The organism is Haloarcula sp. S1AR25-4 (assembly GCF_031624555.1).
GTDB classification, from domain to species: domain Archaea; phylum Halobacteriota; class Halobacteria; order Halobacteriales; family Haloarculaceae; genus Haloarcula; species Haloarcula pellucida.
The window spans coordinates 1,020,115-1,038,469 of sequence record NZ_JAMQOR010000001.1 but is presented as its reverse complement, the minus strand read 5'-3'; the positions used below and the strand labels follow the sequence as shown (position 1 = coordinate 1,038,469).

Sequence of the window (18,355 nt, the reverse complement as noted above, 5' to 3'; positions counted from 1 at the left end):
CGCAGTCGCTGGCGGAGTCCGGTGCGCTGAAAAGGTGAGAGACGGGTGACCAGGGTGTATTCGAGTGGCCGACCTTACATGTAGCCGAGGTCGCGCAGGCGCTCCATCAGGTCCTCTTTGTCCTGGGCGCGGCCGGCGCGTTCGGTCGTGTTCTCCATGTCCTGCAGCCAGGCGGGCTCCTCGGCGGACTTATCCGTCGAGACCTCGCTACCGAGCGAGCGGAACCCGGCGAAGTACTTCGGCGACACCGGGACGTCCTCTTTCTCGATGCCCTCGGGCAGGTCGTCCTGCCCCTGCGGGACGTAGCCCTCTTCGGGGTAGCCCTCGACGGTGTCCGGCACGACGAAGTTCCAGAAGGCCTCCCAGACGTCGGCCTCGGCGAACTGGAGGATGGACTGGATACGGTCGTGGGGCGGGTAGATGTCGGGGTCGTGTCGCGGCGAGAAGAACGTCTCGTCGGCACGGGACTCCTGTTCGTCCCAGCGGATACCCGAGAGGATGCCGTCGACGTCGTGCTCCTCGATGGTGTCGTTGAGCGCGACCGTCTTCAGCAGGTGGTTGCCGACGTAGGTGTCGAGCAGGAACGGGAACGTGTCCTCCTCGTACTCGAGGATGTTGCGGATGTGGTGCTGGTTGTGGTCCGAGAGCGCGTCGACAGGGATGTCGTCGCCCGGTTCGAGGCCGTTCTCGTCGACGTACTCGCCGACGTCCTCGTTACGTGCCCAGATGACGTCGAGACCCCACTCGTCGGCCCAGTACTCGACGAACTCGATGAGTTCGTCGAAGTGCTGGTAGTGGTCGATGAAGACGACGGGCGGGACTTCGAGGTCGAATCGCTCGGCGACTTCCTTGACGAAGTACAGCGTGAGCGTCGAGTCCTTCCCGCCGGTCCACATGACGACCGGGTTCTCGTACTCTTCGAGGCCGGTCTTCGTGACCTCGATTGCCTTCTCGATCTTGTGGTTGATCGTCGGGTACTCCTCGGGCGATTCACCCTCGCCGTCGGTGTAATCGACGTCGAGGTAGTCGGGGAACTCGGCTGTCTCGGACATCGTGTAATGAGATATAATTAGGCGTTGTAAGTACTTTTTGGATAGTCGTGCAGGATGTGGACGGTTACCATAACTCCTCGCTCCCGAGACGCCTCCACCTTTTTTCACGCTTCCGCGCGTGCATTCACTCACGAATGTCGTCTCGCTACACGAGGATGTGGGCCGTCTGCCGGCGGTGGCTCGCACTCTACGTCCCCGTCGCCGCCCTGTTGCTCGGCGTGAGTACCGCTGTCGGGTTCCTCCTCGGCAGTGCGGTGCCGATAGAGTCGCTGCCGACCGCGCCAGAGGGCGGGTCGAACCCGTTTTTCCCCGACGAACTGACCACCTACTCCATCGCTCTCAACAACCTACTCGCGATGTTTATCATGCTGCTCGGTGCGGTGTCGCTTGGCAGCGTTACCGTGGTCGGTCTGGTTCTGAACGGTCTCATCATCGGCGCTGTCGTCGGCATCGCCCTCCAGCAGGTCGAACCCATCGTCGTCGCCGCACTCATCCTCCCGCACGGCGTCATCGAGATACCGGCGCTCCTCATCGTCGCGGCCGTCAGTCTCCGGTTCGCTCGGCTCACTGTCCGGTATTTCCGGGGCCTCGAAGACGAACTGGTGACGGAACGAGACGTGCGCGAAGCCGGGTGGCTGGTCGCCGTCGCGGTGGTCATGATTCTGGTCGCTGCGTACGTCGAGGCGACGATAACGCTCGAAATCGCCGAGCAAGTGGCTGGTCGGGACCTCGTGAGCGTCTGAGAACGGCCGGAGAATTAGCTGATGAACTCGTTGTCGCGCCAGTTGACCCCGTCTTCCTCGTCCTCGTCGGTCGGGTCTTCCACGACGTTGATGGAAGCGGGATGCTCTTCGCCGTCGACGATGCGGATGGCTTCTAGTTCCTCGTCTACCGCGGCGATGGCGGTCAGCGTCCCCTTTTCGGCGACTTTCGCGACCTCACAGAGGACTTCGAACATCGCGTACTGGAGCGCAGTGTTCTGCAGGACCGTCTCGCGGTCGCCCTTGAAACAGGCGTACTCGACGAGTTCCGACTCTATCTCTTCTTCCTCCTCTTCGAGTGTGCCCCACTGTGGGCCGCCACCGGTCGAACCGGTGCTGGCGGCGCCGGGCGGCCCCATCTCGTCCGGGTCCTCCTCGTAGACCCGGTTCTCTGTCACGCTGGCTTTGAGCTGGGCCGTCGGTGTGTACTTGCTCATGGTGTCGTCTTTCGCGACGGCACTCACGATGAGCGTGTTGTTCCGACGGGTGATCTCTACGTCAGCGATTTCAGGTGGAAGATTGGGATCCTCGAAGAAGTCGTAGGCGTCTTCCAGTGGCAGTTCGAGCGTCGAATGAAGTCTGTATACGCGGCTGGTCATGGTTGGGAGCGTGTGTCAATCGTCGACGGCCGTCCGCTGACGCTGGTGTCACCTGTATGTAGGACCCACGTGCTTATATGACCTGCCCTTCATTCTGGGTGTGGCAGACGTATGTGTGCGTGTGAATGCCGCTCGTGGGCCTTGGTAGCACATTAGAACGGTCGGGGCGACGAACGGCCAGCACTCAGTCGTCGGCCGCTGCGGTGTCGCCGGTCGCGTCGGCCTCGATGCTGGGCGGATACTTTCCCCGGTCCAGTCGGAGGTCGGAGGCCGGTCGTGCCATGCAGGTCAGGGCGTAGTTCCCCCGTTCCTGCTCAGTGAGGCCACGCGCGGCCGGTTGTGTCACCTCGCCCTCGACGATTTTGGCAGAACACGCGAGACACATCCCGACGCGACAGGAGTACTCCTGTGCGATCCCCTCCTCGATACAGCGTGAGAGGATGGTCTCCTTCTCGGAGACGGTAATCTCCTCGCCCGTCCCCACGAACTCCACGGTGTACTCGGTCATACTCCGGCTTTTCGGGCGTCCGCCAAAACTCTTTATCCCCACCACCACGGCGACAGTCGGAACGATTTTCTCTCTCCGGTTAGGACGAGGGTGCATGACCACTCATCAGTACGACGTAGCCGTCGTCGGGGCGGGGACGTCGGGCTGTTATGCCGCCGCGACAGTCGCTGACGCGGGCTACGACGTCGTCGTCGTCGAACGGAAGGACGCCGAGGAAGCGGGCCACATCGCCTGCGGGGACGCGCTGAAAGGGGCGAGTGACTTCCCCGAGGCCATCCCGAAGTCCCAACTCGAATCCGCCTTCACGAACACGGGCGTCGACCACGGCCGGTTCGAGATTCCACAGGAGGACACGGTGCTGGAGATTCCGGTCCCCGGCGAGCTAGCCGTCATCGACCGCTGGGAGTACGGTCGCTGTCTCATCGGGGGGGCCAACGAGGCGGGCGCCGAGTTCCACTACGACACCGTCGTCCAGGACGTCCTGCAGGACGACACCGGCGAGGTCACCGGTTTCGAAGCCATCCGGAAGGGCGACCCGGTCACCTACGAGGCTGACATCGTCATCGACGGAGCGGGGGCGCTTTCGCTCCTACAGGACAAGGCGGACTTCGAGGACGCCACGTTCGATACGAACGTCCGCTACTCGCAGTTCTGCTCGGCCTATCGCGAGGTGGTCGAAGTCGAGGACCCGGTCGTGTGGGACGACGCGCTGGTGTTCAAACCGACCGACCGTGCGGCGGGTTACCTCTGGTACTTCCCGCGTACGGACACCGAGATAAACGTCGGTCTCGGCTTCCAGATGAACGAGGAACCGATGGAACTCGTCGACGACCTGAAGGCCGACCTCGAGAACCGAGCGGAGTTCGAGGGCGCGAAAGTCAAGGACAAACTCGGGGCCGCGCTCCCGACCCGCAGGCCCTACGACTCGGCGGTCGCACCGGGCTACATGGCCGTCGGCGACGCCGCCGCGCACGTCAATCCCACGACCGGCGGCGGCATCGCCGGGGCGGCCTACGCCGGGCAGTACGCCGCAGAGCAGGCCATCGAGGCTATCGAGGACGACCGCACCGACGACGAGTCGGTTCTCTGGGAGTACAACGTCAACGTGATGGACCACTTCGGAGCGCGGTACGCCGCACTCGACGTGTACAACATCTTCGTGACGGCACAGGAGGTCGACGACCTGATGGGGCTACTGGCGTCCCTGCCCGCGACCAACCTCGCCGAGGCGCTGTACTCCGGGTCGACGAACGTCGGCCTCGGCCTGAAACTGAAGACGGCTATCGAGAGCTTCGGCCACTGGGGGCTGATCTACGACCTCTACCGGACGAAGAGCCTCGCAGACCGCCTGCTGTCTCACTACGAGGACTACCCCGACGACCCCAGCGGGTTCGCGGCGTGGAAACGCGAACGCGACGCCATCATGGACGACATCTACGAGACCACCGGCGCAGAGCCGAAGTATTGAGCCCGTTCTCTTCGTCGCGCTTTCCGACGCACAGGGCAGGTCACCAACAGTGGCCGACAGCACCCGCGAGGACCTCCACACCGATGGCCAGTGACCGCTCGTCCACGTCGAAGGTCGGCGTGTGGTGGCCGCCGGGGTGGTCGGTGCCGATGCCGACGTAACTGGCGAGACCCCCGCGCTCCTGCACGCGGTTCATGAGGTACGTGGCGTCCTCGCTCCCGCCGAGGTCGTCACGCTGGAGAATCGAGTCGACACCCGCGACGCCGGCGGCCACGACGTCGGCCAGTTCGTCGTCGCTCTCGGCGCTGGGCGCCTCCGCAGTGGTCGTGATACGCGACTCGCAGTCGTGCATCGCGGCGGCGTTTTCGACGACGGTGTCGGCCCTGTCACTCATGTACTCTTTCAGGTGCGTGGTCTCACCCCTGACTTCGCCCTCGATGCGAGCGCTCTCGGGGACGATGTTCGTCGCGGTGCCGCCCTCGACGACACCGGTGTTGACTCGCGTCGCGCCGTCGCTGTGCCGACGGATAGCGTGCATGTTCTGGACCGCCGTCGCGAGGGCCTGTACCGCGTCCCGACCGCCTGCGGGGCTCGCGCCCGCGTGAGCGGACTCCCCGGTAAACGTCACCTCGAACTGCCGGACGGCGAGGAACCCCGAGACGCCCGCGACGACTTCGCCGGTCGGGTGGTCGAGGCCGACGTGGACGGCCAACAGTCGGTCCACGTCGTCCAGTACCCCGCTCTCGGCGACGGCTCTCCCGCCGCCGATGACTTCCTCCGCCGGTTGAAAGAGGACGTGGAACGTCCCCTCGAACTCGCTCTCGGCGACGGCTTCGAGGACGCCGACGCCGAAGGCGGCGTGGGCGTCGTGCCCGCAGGCGTGCATGTACCCCTCGTTACCCGAGCGGAAGCCACCGTCTGCCGGGACGTGAGTGGTCGCGTCGGACTCGGTGATGGGGAGGCCGTCGATGTCGACGCGCAAGGCAACGGTCGGCCCGTCGCCGCGTTCGAGCGTCGCCAGCGCGCCGGTGAACCCGCCCGCCGTCCGTTCGAGGACGTCCTCGCGGGCGCCCGCCTCGCGGGCGCGTTCGTGCCACTCGGCGATTTCGTCCTCGTCGGGAACCGCCATCCGGGCGTCGGCGTCGAGGATCTCCGGTCCGAGGCGCAGATCGTCGACGCCGATGCGTTCGAGTTCGTCGACGATGCGACTGGTGGTGTAGAACTCACGCCACGCGGGTTCGGGGCGTCGGTGGAGGTCACGCCGCAGCGTGACTAGCCGGTCGAATCTACGGTCGTCCATGGGGACCAAAGGCCCCGGAGGGACTTATAAGGCATACAGGAGAAAACCCGCGACTTTAGCCGTGGGATGAATCCGTAAGCTCCGTGCAACAACCCACAAACGATAGCAGGCTGACTCTCAACCAATAAGTATCCACAAGTCTACATATGAAATATGGAAGTGCGGCGCACCGTCCCCGTTGCGCTCGACGTGGACAGCGACGACGCCGCACTCCTCGAAGACACCGTAGACACGTTCCTCTGGTCGGCACAATACGTCGTAGACCACGCTTTCAACGGCGAATACGTCACCACCAGCAAAACCACGCTGGACGACGAAACCTACGACGACGTGCGAGACGCCACGGACGACTTCAACGGTGGACTCGTCCAAGCCGCCCGGAACAAAGCCGCTGAAGCCTGCAAAAGCGTCGTCGCCCGCTGGAAGAACGGGAAGAAAGCCTCGAAACCCACATTCACTAGCCCACACGTCGTCTACGACAAACGCACAGCGACGTTCCACGAGGATTACGTATCCCTCGCCACCACTGACGGTCGTATCGAAGCCGACTACATCCTCCCTGACGAGGACAGTGACACACCGCACTCCGAATATCTATTCTCCGACCAGTACGAAACTACGGGTGCGGAACTGCACTATCGTGACGGTGATTGGATGCTTCACATCCACTGCAAGATGGAAGTGGAGCCTGAAACGTCGGCACAGGCAGCCACCGAGAACGGAACGGTTCTCGGGGTCGACCTCGGCGTGAACAACCTCGCTGTCACCAGTACAGGCACGTTCTGGACAGGCAACGAGTTCAACCACTGGCGACGAGGGTACGAAAAACGCCGTGGGTCGCTTCAACACTGTGGGACGCGGTGGGCGCACCAAAACATCCAGTCCGTCGGTCGAAAAGAAGAGGGTCGATTCAAGTTGACGCTCCACCGCATCAGCAACGAACTCGTCGCGGAGGCCCGCGAGAAGGGGTGTTCGGTCATCGCGTTCGAGGACTTGACTGACATCCGCGAGCGCACTGGCGCGTCGTGGGGGCACAAGTGGGCATTCAACCGTCTCTACGAGTACGTCGAGTACAAAGCCGAAGAACACGGCATCACCGTGGAGCAGGTTGACCCCGAGAACACGTCGCGGCGGTGCTCGCACTGTGGCTTCACCCATCCAGACAACCGTGACGGTGAAGAATTCGAGTGTCTGAAGTGTGGATACGAGAATCACGCGGACTACAACGCCGCGAAGAACATCGGGTTACGGTATCTCCGTCGCAACCAAACTGGAGGCGACGGAGGCGCACCGTTGGGCGTGCGCTTGAACAGCGGGACGCTGAACGTGAACGGAGGCTATTCTCCTGCCTCAACTGAGGCCAGAACGGGAGTCCACGCTGAATCCCACCGCTTTAGCGGTGGGTAGCTCAAGACCCGCTCCCGAGTTGGGTGCGTTGCTCCACGCCGACGTCGACGTGGACCCCGTCGGGAAACGCCTCTTCGGTCACCGACCGGGCGAACGTCTCGTACCCGACGATCTCGATAGTCCGGGTGTAGACGGTGTGGTTCCACGGGTCAAAGCGGCCGCCGTCGGGCCCCAGCGTCTTCGACTGTGGGACCCGGAGTTCGTCCGGTGACTTCGGGTGTGGCCCCTTCAGTTCGACGCCTTTCCGTTCGGCGCGTTCCTTGATGTCCGCCACGACGTCGTCGAGACGGTGGCGGTCCCCACTCGTGAGCGTTAGGGTCGTGACGAAGGGCATCTCTGGCCTGACTCTCACCGGCGAGGTGTAAAAGGCCCTCCGTTTCACGCGCCGGGTCTTCGGCGGAAGCGTAGCCCAAATTACACTACTGGGCGGCGGCTAAACCGTTTTCTCCCGGGCGCTCCGAGCTGAAAACTGGCGTTTCGGCTTCGCAGCCGGTGGCGGTCTCGCCTCCGATATTCTCTTAAGTACTGACGATGTAAATTCGTGCAATGATAGAGGCCACGAGCGCGGGAGCCATCCTCTTTCGCGATACGCGTGGCCGGCGGGAGTACCTCCTGCTCAAGAGCCGCCCCGGTGATTGGGAATTCCCCAAGGGCGGCGTCGAGGGCGACGAGGAACTCCAGCAGACCGCCATACGCGAAGTGAAAGAGGAGGCCGGAATCGGCGATTTCCGGCTCTTGGACGGTTTCCGCAAAGATTACGACTACGTGTTCGAGGCGAACGGCAACACCATCCACAAGACGGTCCACCTGTTCGTCGCACGGTCGTTCGAAGCATCGGCAGAGCTATCGACCGAACATCGGGACCTGCAGTGGCGCGACTACGAGCAGGCCGTAAACACCGTCACGCAGGACGGCCCGCGCGAGATACTTGAAGACGCACACGACTTCCTCGACGAGAAGTTCGAGGACGAAGAGAACGAAGAGTAAAACGTCGACGGCGGCGCGTTAAGCCGGTAGCGCTACCGGGGCGGTCGTGAGCAGGAGTGTCGCCTGTGTGCTGCTTCCCACACCCAGCACGAAGCTTCCGAGGACCGCCGCGATGATGATGAGTAGTGGAATCACCAGCAGGAGCGAGAGCGCAATTTTCGCCCCTGTCTCGCCGCCGAGTTCGACGGCGGCGATACCGATGATACCGACGAGGATGACGGCCCACGCTTCCCACGCGCCCTGTTCACTCGCGGTGCCGTTGTTCGTCTTGATGTAGAAGTAAATCGGAATCAGGAGTCCGATGGGGAACGTCAAGATCCCGACGATGAAGGCTGCGACCCACTGTATCGTCGTGTACTGGTCGAACGTACCGCCCTGACTCATCGTTGCTCACCGTCCGGGCACACAACCGTGTTGGACTCGTGCGGTGCCGCAGAAGTACGGTGATCGATCACTGCGTCGTTAGTTTGGCTGCTCATAGCAGAACAACTAGCCGTTTTTCAGCTTAGTATAAAAATGTGGGAGTGGGAACCGAACACCGCCCACCACTACCGGGTCGACAGAGAACCCCAACGAAGAGCGCCTGTTTTGGGCACGGGTCACCAACGCCCGGCCGCCCACACAGACCGCCGTATTCGGCGGGTAGCTACTACGCCTTCCTGCGATGGGTTATCGTGGCCGTGGTTTTATATACCATGTTGGAATACCGTCGAATGGACTATGATATTTGGATTCGACGGTCTGAATTCAAGAAATCGACGGTAGCAATTTTCGTCGTCTTGCTCGTCGTTGGGTTCGTACCGATCATCGGCCTCGTTCGCATCGTCCCGCTGTTCAAGGAGATTCTCCTCGGGGCCGCCGTCGTTGCGGTATTCACCAACATCGAGGACACCAAAACGGCGATCAAGTTCGCACTCGTGACCGGCATGATCGCCGCCGTCGCGTTCAACGTCATCTACATTCCGGGGTCGTTCGTCCTCGGTGGCATCCTCGGTGCGAGCAGCGGGACCGGCGATGCTGCCGGCGGGATGGCGATGCTTGCGGGCCTCGGTGCCCTCTCGAACCTCATCGGCCTCATCTTCATGTCGCCGATCGGGTACACTATCGGTGGGGCACTCGGCGGCGTCTTGAACCAGTGAGGTGACAGATTGGGGTGTGTCCGGTGGCACGCGCCGCGCCGTTCTTGCACCCGTTCGACTGCATCTTTTAGTCCCGCGCGTCCAACGTGCGGTGTGCCTGAAGTCGCCTCCGAGTTCGCCTTCGAACTGTGTGTCTGTCAGTGGGCCGAACGCGAGTGGACACCACGGCGAGCGGACTCGGCCGTCGTCGTCGCCCGCCAACTCGGGACGAAGTACCGCCGCTGGGACACGGTGGTCCTCGAATGTGACCCCGATGGCCTCCGCAGGCGGGCGGCGTTCGGCCCCGACGCCTTCGACTCGGACCTCCTGTACGTCCTCGAACACGCGCCAGCGGAGTGGACGTTCTACCGCGACGCCCTGCCCGACCCCGGCTATCCGTGGCGGTACGTCCGCGACGCGATCCACACGGCCGCCGACCGCGACGCTATCGAGACGCGCAAGCGGGGCAACCGCATCGAGGTTCGCCGCCGGTACGCGTACCCCGACTGGGTGCGCCGGGTCGTCGCCATCGAGAACAAACCGGACCTGACTGCGAGCGCGGCCCGTGACCTCGCGGGACAGATAGAGCGTGACGTGGCGCTGGGACTGGCCGACGAGGTGTGGGTCGCGACGGCCGAGACGGGCGAGCGCGTCGAACCGATACTGCTCGCGGACCTCCCCGCCGCAGCCGGCGTGCTGACCGTCGATCCGACGACGGGGACCGCAGAGACGGTGTGGGAGCCACGGTCCCTCGACACGGACGCACCGGGAACCAGAATCATCGAGCGGCCGACCGACGACGCCAGCGCCGCCCGTTTCGAGTACGCCGACCCCCAGTGGAAAGCAGAGAAGCGAAGAGCGATAGCCGAGCGAGCCTACGAGCGGGGCTGGCGGGCCTACGCGTCGACGATGCGGCCGGACTGTCGGCACTTCGAACTGCGGGCCGACGAGACGGGTCTCGTGCCGTCCTGTGCGGCGAAAGCCCGCGTTCCGACCCAGAGCGAGTGCCGTGGCTCGTGTCCCGAGTACGAACCGGAACCGCCCGCGTGGCGAGCGAAGGGGTGGCCCATCGACGGCGGCCCCGGGAAGGGTATCAAGCGATTGCTGGACCGCCGTCGTCGCCGGACGCGGCCCGGCTTACCGGAGGAGTAGCTACGCGTCGGTGACCTCGACGTCGACGTCGTCGCGGTCGATAGCCAATCGGAAGGTGGGAACCGTCTTCTGGACCGTCTCGACGAGGCCCTTGTCTGTGAGTCCGCGGAGCGCCGAGCGAACGTCGTCCACCTCGGGGTCCTCGCCGGCCTCGCGGAGCGCGTGCAGTACCGAGACGACGCTCTGGCTCTCCTCGTCGGGGCCGGCGATGACGTCGACGATGGCCTGCTGTAACGGCGTGACCCGCATCGTCTGGACGCGGTCGGATCCTTCGCCGTCTATCAACTCCGTCGCCTCCGGCGTCGCACAGATGAGGCTGTCCTCGTTACGGTAGTAGTACTCTTTCAGTTCGGATTCGAGGTACTGGTGGACCTCGCTGCCGCTGTCCATGCCCCACAGGTCCTGTAGTTCGCCGTTCTTCGTCGGCTGGTTGGCGACGATGTCGGCGAGTCGCTCGCGGGCCGCCTCCGAGAGGGTCATTGCCCGAGTGTAGCGCCACGGTGGTTACAAGCGTTCTGGAGTCGCGCGGCCACGGCCGGCGAGGGATATTTGCACGCTCGGCCCCTTAGGGCCGTAGATGGTGCGTTCCCGTTTCCTCGTCGCCGTACTGGTCGTCCTCGTCGTCGGACCACTGGCGACTGTCGGGCCGGCCGCCGGCGCCGACGCCCGCCTGACCCTCACCGACACGACGGTCACGCCGGCGACGCCGACCGCTGGAGCACCGATTACTGCCGAGACGACCGTTCGGCTCTCCGGCGGTAGCAACACGTCGCTCGCACTGGACAGCGTTCGCGTCGTCCGCTCGCCGGACATCGGCGAGGACGTGACACTCGGGAACGCGACGGCCCTCGGGCGCCTCTCGCCCGGCGAGACGCTCACCGTCCCGGTGACGTTCACCGTGAACCGGCCCCGATCGTACGACCTGCGACTCGTGGCCGTCGGGTCGGACGAAGACGGCGACACGGTGCGTGCGACCCGGCCGCTGACCGTCGGCGTCGAACGCGGCCAGCCACAGGTCGAACTCCGGACGGACGGCCTCGTCGCCCGCGCCGACACGCCCGTGACCGCCGTCGTCTCGAACCCGACGACGGCACCGCTCCGCGGCATCGAACTCCGGGTGACCGACCCGGCGACGGGCGAGCGGACCCGCCGAACGGTCCCGACGTTGGCCGCCGGGGCATCACAGACGGTGAACCTCTCGGTCAGGGCCCCCGAACCGGGCGAGCGTCCCCTCGAAGTGACGACGACGTTCGTCACGCCCAACGGCGTCGAGAGTTCCTCGACGTTCTCGAAGACAGTGGCCGTCGCGCCGCTGTCCACCGACGTCGGCGTCCGCGCACAGCGTGCACAGGGTGACGACACACAGCAAGTCCCCGGTGGCCTGACCGGCATCCTCGGCGGTGGCGGCGGTGGCGGGGCGCTCCAGCCACAGTCCGGCGACGACTCGACGAGCGAGTCGCGGGCCGACGTGACCGTGACGAACTTCGGGAACGCGGCCGTCGAGAACGTCGTCCTCACCGGCGAGACGCCCGACGGTACCGTCCTCTCTTCGGTCGGCAGGTTCGCGCTCACCGACGAACTCGCGCCGGGCGAGTCGACGACGGTGACGGTCGACCTCACGGGCGTGCGCACCACCGACGGGGTGCGGTTCGTCGCCCACTACGACGCGCCAACCGGGCGGACCGAGAGCGCCGTCGGCTACGACTACGCCGCAAAGCGCGGCGCGGCGGCCGTCACCGGCCTCGACGTCTCCGTCGATGACGACGGCCGCGTCCGCGTCGACGGCAACCTCGCCAATGTCGGGGACGGCGAGGTCACGAGCGCCGTCGTCGCCGTCCAGCCAACTCGGTACGTCGAACCGGCGTACCCACAGCGCAACTACTTCGTCGGCAGTGTCGCCAGTAGCGAGTTCGCGCCGTTCGAACTCACCGCGCAGGCCGACACCGAGAACGCCACGTCGGTGACCGTCAGGGTCGACTACACCGTCGACGGCGAGCGAGTCAGCGACACCACCGAGGTACCGCTCCCGGCCGAGGACGGCACGAACAGGGGCAGCGATCAGCAGTCGCTCGGTATCGCGCTGGCGGTGACTGTCGGACTGGTCGTCACCGTCGCCGTGACGCTGTTCGCCCGCCGCGCCCGTGACCGATGAGGACAGTCCAGACCAGTCCGGTCGAACTCGCGCCGCCGCTCCGCCTCGTCGACGTGAGCAAGCGCTACGACAGCGGCGCCGGCGGCGAGGTGGTCGCGCTCTCACACGTCGACTTCGCCGTCGCGTACGGTGAGATGGTGGCGGTCATCGGCCCCAGTGGCAGCGGCAAGAGTACGATGCTCAACATCCTCGGCCTGCTGGACGAACCCACGAGCGGCCGCGTCGAACTCCGCGGGCAACCCACCGTCGGGTTGACCGAGAAACAGCGCACCGACGCCCGACGGGAGTCGCTGGGCTTCGTCTTTCAGGACTTTCACCTCCTGCCGACGCTGACGGCGCTGGAGAACGTCAGGCTCCCGACGGCGTTCCTCCCCGGCGACGCCACCGACCGGGCGCGGGACTTACTCGAACGGGTGGGCCTCGGCGACCGACTGGACCACACGCCCGACGAGTTGTCCGGCGGCCAGAAACAGCGCGTCGCCATCGCGCGGGCCCTCGTCAACGAACCGGACGTGTTGCTTGCCGACGAACCGACGGGGAACCTGGACCGCGAGACGGGAACGAGCATCTTAGAGGAGATTCGCCGCATCACCGACGAGGAAGACGTTGGCGTCGTCGCCGTCACGCACGACGACCTCGTGACCGACTACGCCGACCGGACCGTCGAACTCGTCGACGGGGTGATTCAGGATGGCTGAGAACGGGCGTCGGTTCCCGGCGCTGTCGCTGGCGACGCGGAACCTCTCACGACAGCGGCTCCGAGCGGGGTTGGCGGCGCTCGGTATCGTCATCGGCGTGTTCGCCGTCGTCACGCTCGGGCTACTTGGCAACGCCCTGAGCGTCGCCGCAACTGAGGAACTGGGGGGCCTCGGCGATCAGGTCATCGTCAGCCCGGCGGAGGGAAGCGACGCGGAGTCACTGGACGCCCGCGACCTCGCGGCCGTCCAGCGGGCCGCCGACGGCCGGGGGACCGTCGTCCCGCTGAAGACGACGGGCGGGACGGTGCGAGCGAGCGGCGGTCGAACCGTCGCGCAGGTGTACGGCACCGACAGCCCGCAGGCGCTGTTCGGGAACGGGAGCGGTATCGTCCCGGCGTTCCACCGGCAGGGCGCTATCGTCGGTGCCGACGTCGCCGAGGACCTCTCGCTGCGGCCGGGCAGCACCATCACCGTCGAAGGGAACGAGTACCGCGTCGTCAGCGTCCTGCCGGAGGTCCAGAGCATCTCGCCGCTCCAGCCCGATTCGGCCGTCGTCCTCCCGCCGGACGAGTTCGCCACGTCGGGGTACTCGCAGGTGGTCGTCCGGGCGGACTCGGCCGCCGACGCCCGCGCGGTCGCCGACGAGGTGGACCGGCGCTTGAACGCCAGACAGGAGCGTGTCAGCGTCTTCTCGCTGACGAGCGTGCTGGACCGCATCGCGGAGTTCTTCGACCTGCTGAACGGCTTCCTGCTGGCCGTCGCGGGCGTTTCGCTCGTCGTCGCGGGCGTCAGCATCTTCAACGTGATGCTGATGACCGTCTCCGAGCGCCGGGGCGAGATAGGCGTCCTCCGGGCCGTGGGCATCCACCGCAAGCAGGTGTTGCGGACCCTGCTCGTCGAGGCGACGCTGCTGGGCGTCGTCGGCGGGGCCGTCGGTGCGGTACTGGGCGTCGTGGCCGTCGTCGTCACGGCCACGCAGACGGAACTGCCGCTGTGGGCCGTCCTCCTGCCCGGGAACGCTCTCGTCCCCCTCGGCGCATTCGCCTTCGGCGTCCTCGTCGCCCTCGTCGGCGGCCTCTACCCCGCCTACCGCGCCGCGTGGGAACCGCCGGTCGAGGCGCTCCGCGGCTGACCGGGGCGCTTTTGTCGAACGGCTGTCCACTTCGGCCCGTGCAGCCGTCCGCCACTCGGTCACCGACCCCCTCACATCAGTTGGTTACCAACCGCGACGTCGCGCCCGACGACGCGTGGGTCCGCGCGGAGAACGCCACGCTCGGAGCCTGTCTCGACGCGGGCCTCGACGTCGAACTCGCGCTCGACCTCGCCCTGCTCCGCGTCCACGCGCCCGCGGTGGCGGACGCCCTCGGCGGGCTGGCGTCCGTCGACGAACCGGTGTTCCAGACGGGCTGTCCAGTCGTCAGGGCGACGCCGGACGACCGGACCCGGATGCTGAACGCGCTCGGTATCGGGCGCGGCGAGCGTCCCTCGCTCTGGCGGGTCCGGGGAATCGACCGCATCGCGGCCGTCGACGGCGACGCGTGGCGGTACTATTCGGTTCCGAACAAGGAGGCGGTCCGGGTCCTCGACGACCCCAGCCCCGACCTGAAGGCCGCGATTCGGTCGACTATCGCCGACGTGCCCTGTACCGGGTTGTTCCCGTACGGGACGCTGGCTACGTGGACCGTCGCCGACATCCGCGTCGAACTCACCGCCGAGGAACTGTGGCTCGTCCGGGCCGACGGAGAGACCCAGTGGTACCCCCACGACACGTTGCAGGGCGTCGTCGTCGACCCGGCAGCCTGCGAACTCGTCCTCACGTGGCCGACGCGGCGTGACGGCGCGTCCTCGTCGCTCGGTCGGGTTGTCGGCCGACTCCTCGACCGTCGGAAGGAGTCGCCGCCCCGATTCCTCCACCCACCCGACGACGCCGTACTGGAGGCGGCGGCGACGGCCTACGAACTCGTCGCCGACCGTCTCTGTCAGGACTTCGAGGTCCGCCGACAGGCGGGTGTCGCGGCCCGCGTGCGCGGGTGACGCCCCGACGCGTGGCTTGCGCTCGAATTGATCCGGAATTATGTGCGTGGCCGTACGAGTGACGGTCGTGCTGGTCCCCGAGCCCTCACCGGAAGCGGCGAGCCACGCCATCCTCTGGAACGGTGCCGCCGCTTGCGTGCCCGCGGCCGCGTGGGTCCGTGCCGAACACGCCGTATTGGCCACCTGTCTCGACCGCGGCCACACCGTCCACGTCGCCGTCGACGAGGCGGTGCTTGACGAACACGTCCCGGAGACGCTGGCGGCGCTGCGGTCGCTGGAGACCGGGTCCGGCGCCCTCGACACCGACCTGACTGCGTTCCGCGCCACGTCCGACGACGCCGAGACGCTGTTTCGTGCCCTCTCTGTCGGAGACCTGTCGAAGCGGCCCGAAGACAGCCCTCGACCGACAGAGAGTGGGTGGCGAACGACGGGCGTCACCGAACTCGCCGCAGTCGACGGCGACGACTGGCGGTACTACTCGGTGCCACGGCAGCAGACGACGCGGGCCGTCGCGGACCCGCCAGCGTCGTTCCGGACGGCGCTCGAAGCGGTCCTCGATGCCATTCCCGCTGCGGGGCTGGCGCCGTCGCCGCCGATTCGAGTCCCCGCTGTCGACGAGGCGCGAGCGTTGCTCACCGGCACCGGCCTCAGAAGCACGCACCCCGAACGCGACACGATGTTCTTCCCGTACTGGAAACTGGAGGCCGCCGTGGCGGACTCGGCGACTGGGTGCGTCCATCTGGAGTGGGAGACGCCGCGGTCGGCGGCATCGTCGTCGCTCGGGCGGGTGGTCTGGGCCGCAGTCGAGCGGATTCGAGAGACGCCGCCCGAACGGCTGGACCCGTCGCCGGCCGACTACGAACGCGTGACCGCCCTGCTCGAAACCGTCGGCGAGTCGCTGCGCTACGACGTCGAGTTCCGACGGTTATAGCTCCGCGAGGGTGTCGGCGACGTCGTCCCAGTGACTCCCTCGCCAGAAGTGCTGCCCGCAGTTCCGACACCGCCAGACGCCTTCCTCGGCGGGGTCCGGGGCGTAGTCCGGCGTCGGTTCGGTTCGGTCGACGCGTTCGACCGGGGCGTTGCAGGTGCCACAGTGGACCGGTTCGTCCGAGAGGTCGAGGTCGAACCCGACCCCCGACAGCTCCCGGAGCTGGTCCTCGACGTCGCGTCGCGTGAGCAACAGCGCGTCGTCCATCTGCCGGGCCAGCCCTTCGTCTCGCGTGACCAGCCGACGGCCCTCGGTCCGGGCGAGCGCGAGGACGTCCTCGTCGGCCTCCGCCCCGCGGTCCAGCGCGTAGGCGGCGTCGTACCCGCACATCCGGAGATAGGACGACAGCTTGCCCAGCATCGCATCGAGCAAGAGGGGGTCCCGTCGGTCGGCGTCACTCATCGAGGAACTCCCGGACGCCCGCTGAATCCCGCGTGTTCAGGACGTCTCCGGCCTCGGCCCACCCGCGACGGGCCGTGTGGACGCCGTAGCGTATCTGTTCGAAGTTCCCGGGGCTGTGGGCGTCGGTGTCGATGACGATGGTCGCGCCGGCCTCGATGGCCTGCTTGACGGCGCTCCCGCTGAGGTCCAGACGGGCAGGACTGGCGTTTATCTCCAGTGCGGTCCCGTTGTCGGCGGCCACCTCGGCCAGTCGCTCGACGTCGACGTCCAGCCCTGCGCGTCGGTTCAGGTATCGCCCGGTCGGGTGCCCGATGACGTTCACTTCCGGGTGTTCGGCGGCCGCGACCAGTCGGTCGGTGCCGTCGCCGTCTAACGCCGCGTGTGGCGAGGCGACTACGACGTCTAGCTCGGCCAGCAGGTCGTCGGCAACCGAGATACTGCCGTCCTCGGCGATGTTGGCTTCGACACCGGTGAACACGTCGATGTCGGCGTCCGCCGCGACGGCCTCCACCTCGGCCAGTTGCTCGCGCAACTCCTCGTCCGAGACGCCGACGCCGCCGACCATCCCCGGCCCCGTCGCGTGGTCCGAGATAGCGATGTAGTCGTGACCGAACGCGGCGGCGCCCTCGACCATCTCCGCGACGGTGTTGCGGCCGTCGGACCACTCCGTGTGGGTGTGCAGGTCGCCGCGAACGTCGGCCTCGACGAGCAAGTCCGGCAGTTCGCGGTTCGCCGCGGCTTCGACCTCCCCGCGGTTCTCGCGCATCTCCGGCGGCATCCAGTCCATGTCCAGCGCCTCGTAGACGCCTTCCTCCGTCTCGCCGGCGATGCGCTCCCCTGCACGTTGGTCGTCGTCCTCCACGTCAGAGACGTCGAAGACCCCGTACTCGTTGACCTTCAGGTCCCGTTCGATGGCGCGGTTGCGGACCGCGACGTTGTGGTCCTTGCTGCCCGTGAAGTACTGGAGGGCCGCCCCGAACTCCTCGGGGACGACCACGCGCAGGTCGACCCGGACCCCGCCGGCCATCACGCTGGCTTTCGTCTCGCCGGCCTCGATGACGCGGTCCACGTCGGGCCAGTCGGTGAACGCCTCGACGACGGCCTCGTCCGCCGCGCTCCCGACCAGTACGTCCACGTCGCCGATGGTCGGCTTCCAGCGGCGAAGCGACCCACAGAGCGCACACTTCTCGACGTGCTCGACGTCGCGCATGAACGACTCGACGCGCTCGCCGTAGGGTCGGGCCTCGCCCAGCAGGGTCCGCTCGTGGGCCGTCCGCGCGAAGTCGATGTTGTCGAGGATGTTCTGCTCGGTCTTCGCGCCAAAGCCCTTCACGTCCTGAATCTCGCCCGCCTCGGCGGCCGCTTCGAGTTCCTCCAGCGTCGTGATCCCGAGTTCCTCGTATAGCGTGCCGACCGTCTTCGGGCCGACGCCCTCGACGGCGGTCAGCGCCGCCATGTCGACCGGGAGTTCCGCGCGGAGTTCCGCTAGCTCCTCGATTTCGCCCGTCTCGAAGTACTCGACGACCTTCGAGGAGATGGCGTCGCCGACCCCCTCTATCTCGCCGACGGCGTCTTTTCCCTCCGCTGTGAGGTCCTCGATGGCCGCCGGGTGCTCCCGGATGTTCTCGGCGGCGCGCCGGTAGGCACGCGGTTTGTACTCGACGCCTGTCGCCTCCAGCAGGTCGGCGAACTCCTCCAGCCGTGTCGCGATTTCGTCGTTCCGACTCAT

At 66.4% G+C, this 18,355-nt stretch carries 20 protein-coding genes; 11 read left to right on the top strand and 9 right to left on the bottom strand.

The genetic code is table 11. From position 1 onward, the window contains the following. Positions 1-74: 74 nt before the first annotated feature. A complete protein-coding gene (locus NDI85_RS05440; RefSeq protein WP_310915182.1) occupies positions 75-1,052 on the bottom strand; it encodes a phosphoadenosine phosphosulfate reductase family protein in 978 nt (325 codons plus the stop codon). 134 nt (positions 1,053-1,186) lie between these two features. On the opposite strand from NDI85_RS05440, the gene NDI85_RS05435 reads away from it, so the two are divergent. Further along, positions 1,187-1,795, top strand: coding sequence for a stage II sporulation protein M (locus NDI85_RS05435; protein WP_188993932.1), 609 nt, complete (start codon positions 1,187-1,189; stop codon positions 1,793-1,795). Between the two features lie 14 nt (positions 1,796-1,809). Here the strand turns inward: NDI85_RS05435 and NDI85_RS05430 are convergent, their stop codons facing one another. Then, a complete protein-coding gene (locus NDI85_RS05430) occupies positions 1,810-2,412 on the bottom strand; it encodes a hypothetical protein (protein ID WP_166968926.1) in 603 nt (200 codons plus the stop codon). A 184-nt stretch (positions 2,413-2,596) separates the two neighbouring features. Beyond that, positions 2,597-2,920 (bottom strand): 2Fe-2S iron-sulfur cluster-binding protein, encoded by a 324-nt coding sequence (locus tag NDI85_RS05425; RefSeq protein ID WP_188993935.1) that lies wholly within the window; start codon positions 2,918-2,920, stop codon positions 2,597-2,599. 94 nt (positions 2,921-3,014) lie between these two features. Between NDI85_RS05425 and NDI85_RS05420 the strand changes: the two genes are divergently transcribed. Continuing rightward, on the top strand, positions 3,015-4,388 hold the full coding sequence (locus tag NDI85_RS05420; protein ID WP_188993937.1) for a geranylgeranyl reductase family protein: 1,374 nt from the start codon (positions 3,015-3,017) through the stop codon (positions 4,386-4,388). Positions 4,389-4,428: 40 nt separating this feature from the next. Here NDI85_RS05420 and NDI85_RS05415 read toward each other — a convergent pair whose 3' ends face one another. Then, complete coding sequence (locus NDI85_RS05415) at positions 4,429-5,688, bottom strand: amidohydrolase (RefSeq protein ID WP_310915181.1); 1,260 nt, start codon at positions 5,686-5,688, stop codon at positions 4,429-4,431. A 153-nt stretch (positions 5,689-5,841) separates the two neighbouring features. Between NDI85_RS05415 and NDI85_RS05410 the strand changes: the two genes are divergently transcribed. Next, entirely contained in the window at positions 5,842-7,095 is a 1,254-nt protein-coding gene (locus tag NDI85_RS05410; protein ID WP_310915180.1) for a transposase, read from the top strand. A 1-nt stretch (position 7,096) separates the two neighbouring features. Here the strand turns inward: NDI85_RS05410 and NDI85_RS05405 are convergent, their stop codons facing one another. After that, the gene (locus tag NDI85_RS05405) at positions 7,097-7,429 is read right to left on the bottom strand and encodes an uS10/mL48 family ribosomal protein (RefSeq protein WP_310915179.1); all 333 of its coding nucleotides are present in this window, start codon (positions 7,427-7,429) and stop codon (positions 7,097-7,099) included. A 212-nt stretch (positions 7,430-7,641) separates the two neighbouring features. Here NDI85_RS05405 and NDI85_RS05400 point away from each other — a divergent pair, with 212 nt between their 5' ends. Continuing rightward, positions 7,642-8,082, top strand: coding sequence for a bis(5'-nucleosyl)-tetraphosphatase (locus NDI85_RS05400; RefSeq protein ID WP_188993946.1), 441 nt, complete (start codon positions 7,642-7,644; stop codon positions 8,080-8,082). A gap of 18 nt (positions 8,083-8,100) precedes the next feature. Here NDI85_RS05400 and NDI85_RS05395 read toward each other — a convergent pair whose 3' ends face one another. Next, positions 8,101-8,466 (bottom strand): hypothetical protein, encoded by a 366-nt coding sequence (locus tag NDI85_RS05395; RefSeq protein ID WP_188993948.1) that lies wholly within the window; start codon positions 8,464-8,466, stop codon positions 8,101-8,103. Between the two features lie 329 nt (positions 8,467-8,795). On the opposite strand from NDI85_RS05395, the gene NDI85_RS05390 reads away from it, so the two are divergent. Both NDI85_RS05390 and NDI85_RS05385 read left to right on the top strand, forming a co-directional pair. Continuing rightward, positions 8,796-9,221: a hypothetical protein gene (locus NDI85_RS05390; protein ID WP_310915178.1), complete on the top strand. Its 426-nt coding sequence runs from the start codon at positions 8,796-8,798 to the stop codon at positions 9,219-9,221. 93 nt (positions 9,222-9,314) lie between these two features. Beyond that, on the top strand, positions 9,315-10,352 hold the full coding sequence (locus tag NDI85_RS05385; RefSeq protein WP_310915177.1) for a DUF5787 family protein: 1,038 nt from the start codon (positions 9,315-9,317) through the stop codon (positions 10,350-10,352). Here the strand turns inward: NDI85_RS05385 and NDI85_RS05380 are convergent, their stop codons facing one another. After that, positions 10,353-10,832 (bottom strand): DUF5797 family protein, encoded by a 480-nt coding sequence (locus tag NDI85_RS05380; RefSeq protein ID WP_166968944.1) that lies wholly within the window; start codon positions 10,830-10,832, stop codon positions 10,353-10,355. A gap of 97 nt (positions 10,833-10,929) precedes the next feature. Here NDI85_RS05380 and NDI85_RS05375 point away from each other — a divergent pair, with 97 nt between their 5' ends. From NDI85_RS05375 to NDI85_RS05355, 5 genes are all read left to right on the top strand, one after another. Then, complete coding sequence (locus NDI85_RS05375; protein ID WP_310915176.1) at positions 10,930-12,504, top strand: hypothetical protein; 1,575 nt, start codon at positions 10,930-10,932, stop codon at positions 12,502-12,504. Beyond that, complete coding sequence (locus NDI85_RS05370) at positions 12,501-13,202, top strand: ABC transporter ATP-binding protein (RefSeq protein ID WP_188993956.1); 702 nt, start codon at positions 12,501-12,503, stop codon at positions 13,200-13,202. The genes NDI85_RS05375 and NDI85_RS05370 overlap by 4 nt, the downstream gene beginning before the upstream one ends. Next, positions 13,195-14,334, top strand: a complete 1,140-nt coding sequence (locus NDI85_RS05365; RefSeq protein WP_188993957.1) for an ABC transporter permease — start codon at positions 13,195-13,197, stop codon at positions 14,332-14,334. Before NDI85_RS05370 ends, NDI85_RS05365 begins: the two co-directional genes overlap by 8 nt. A gap of 38 nt (positions 14,335-14,372) precedes the next feature. Beyond that, positions 14,373-15,236, top strand: coding sequence for a hypothetical protein (locus NDI85_RS05360; RefSeq protein WP_310915175.1), 864 nt, complete (start codon positions 14,373-14,375; stop codon positions 15,234-15,236). Positions 15,237-15,303: 67 nt separating this feature from the next. Continuing rightward, complete coding sequence (locus NDI85_RS05355) at positions 15,304-16,167, top strand: hypothetical protein (protein WP_310915174.1); 864 nt, start codon at positions 15,304-15,306, stop codon at positions 16,165-16,167. Here the strand turns inward: NDI85_RS05355 and NDI85_RS05350 are convergent. Together NDI85_RS05350 and polX are read right to left on the bottom strand one after the other, a co-directional pair. Next, a complete protein-coding gene (locus tag NDI85_RS05350; protein ID WP_310915173.1) occupies positions 16,162-16,626 on the bottom strand; it encodes a Mut7-C RNAse domain-containing protein in 465 nt (154 codons plus the stop codon). The genes NDI85_RS05355 and NDI85_RS05350 overlap by 6 nt on opposite strands. Beyond that, positions 16,619-18,355 (bottom strand): DNA polymerase/3'-5' exonuclease PolX, encoded by a 1,737-nt coding sequence (polX, locus tag NDI85_RS05345; RefSeq protein ID WP_188993965.1) that lies wholly within the window; start codon positions 18,353-18,355, stop codon positions 16,619-16,621. Before polX ends, NDI85_RS05350 begins: the two co-directional genes overlap by 8 nt.

Coding starts and splice junctions, on each gene's coding strand:
- NDI85_RS05370 (WP_188993956.1), top strand. CDS start 12,501: ATGAGGACAGTCCAGACCAGTCCGGTCGAACTCGCGCCGCCGCTCCGC.
- NDI85_RS05400 (WP_188993946.1), top strand. CDS start 7,642: ATGATAGAGGCCACGAGCGCGGGAGCCATCCTCTTTCGCGATACGCGT.
- NDI85_RS05390 (WP_310915178.1), top strand. CDS start 8,796: ATGGACTATGATATTTGGATTCGACGGTCTGAATTCAAGAAATCGACG.
- NDI85_RS05415 (WP_310915181.1), bottom strand. CDS start 5,688: ATGGACGACCGTAGATTCGACCGGCTAGTCACGCTGCGGCGTGACCTC.
- NDI85_RS05425 (WP_188993935.1), bottom strand. CDS start 2,920: ATGACCGAGTACACCGTGGAGTTCGTGGGGACGGGCGAGGAGATTACC.
- NDI85_RS05420 (WP_188993937.1), top strand. CDS start 3,015: ATGACCACTCATCAGTACGACGTAGCCGTCGTCGGGGCGGGGACGTCG.
- NDI85_RS05405 (WP_310915179.1), bottom strand. CDS start 7,429: ATGCCCTTCGTCACGACCCTAACGCTCACGAGTGGGGACCGCCACCGT.
- NDI85_RS05380 (WP_166968944.1), bottom strand. CDS start 10,832: ATGACCCTCTCGGAGGCGGCCCGCGAGCGACTCGCCGACATCGTCGCC.
- NDI85_RS05440 (WP_310915182.1), bottom strand. CDS start 1,052: ATGTCCGAGACAGCCGAGTTCCCCGACTACCTCGACGTCGATTACACC.
- NDI85_RS05430 (WP_166968926.1), bottom strand. CDS start 2,412: ATGACCAGCCGCGTATACAGACTTCATTCGACGCTCGAACTGCCACTG.
- NDI85_RS05365 (WP_188993957.1), top strand. CDS start 13,195: ATGGCTGAGAACGGGCGTCGGTTCCCGGCGCTGTCGCTGGCGACGCGG.
- NDI85_RS05375 (WP_310915176.1), top strand. CDS start 10,930: ATGGTGCGTTCCCGTTTCCTCGTCGCCGTACTGGTCGTCCTCGTCGTC.
- NDI85_RS05350 (WP_310915173.1), bottom strand. CDS start 16,626: ATGAGTGACGCCGACCGACGGGACCCCCTCTTGCTCGATGCGATGCTG.
- NDI85_RS05410 (WP_310915180.1), top strand. CDS start 5,842: ATGGAAGTGCGGCGCACCGTCCCCGTTGCGCTCGACGTGGACAGCGAC.
- NDI85_RS05435 (WP_188993932.1), top strand. CDS start 1,187: ATGTCGTCTCGCTACACGAGGATGTGGGCCGTCTGCCGGCGGTGGCTC.
- polX (WP_188993965.1), bottom strand. CDS start 18,355: ATGAGTCGGAACGACGAAATCGCGACACGGCTGGAGGAGTTCGCCGAC.
- NDI85_RS05395 (WP_188993948.1), bottom strand. CDS start 8,466: ATGAGTCAGGGCGGTACGTTCGACCAGTACACGACGATACAGTGGGTC.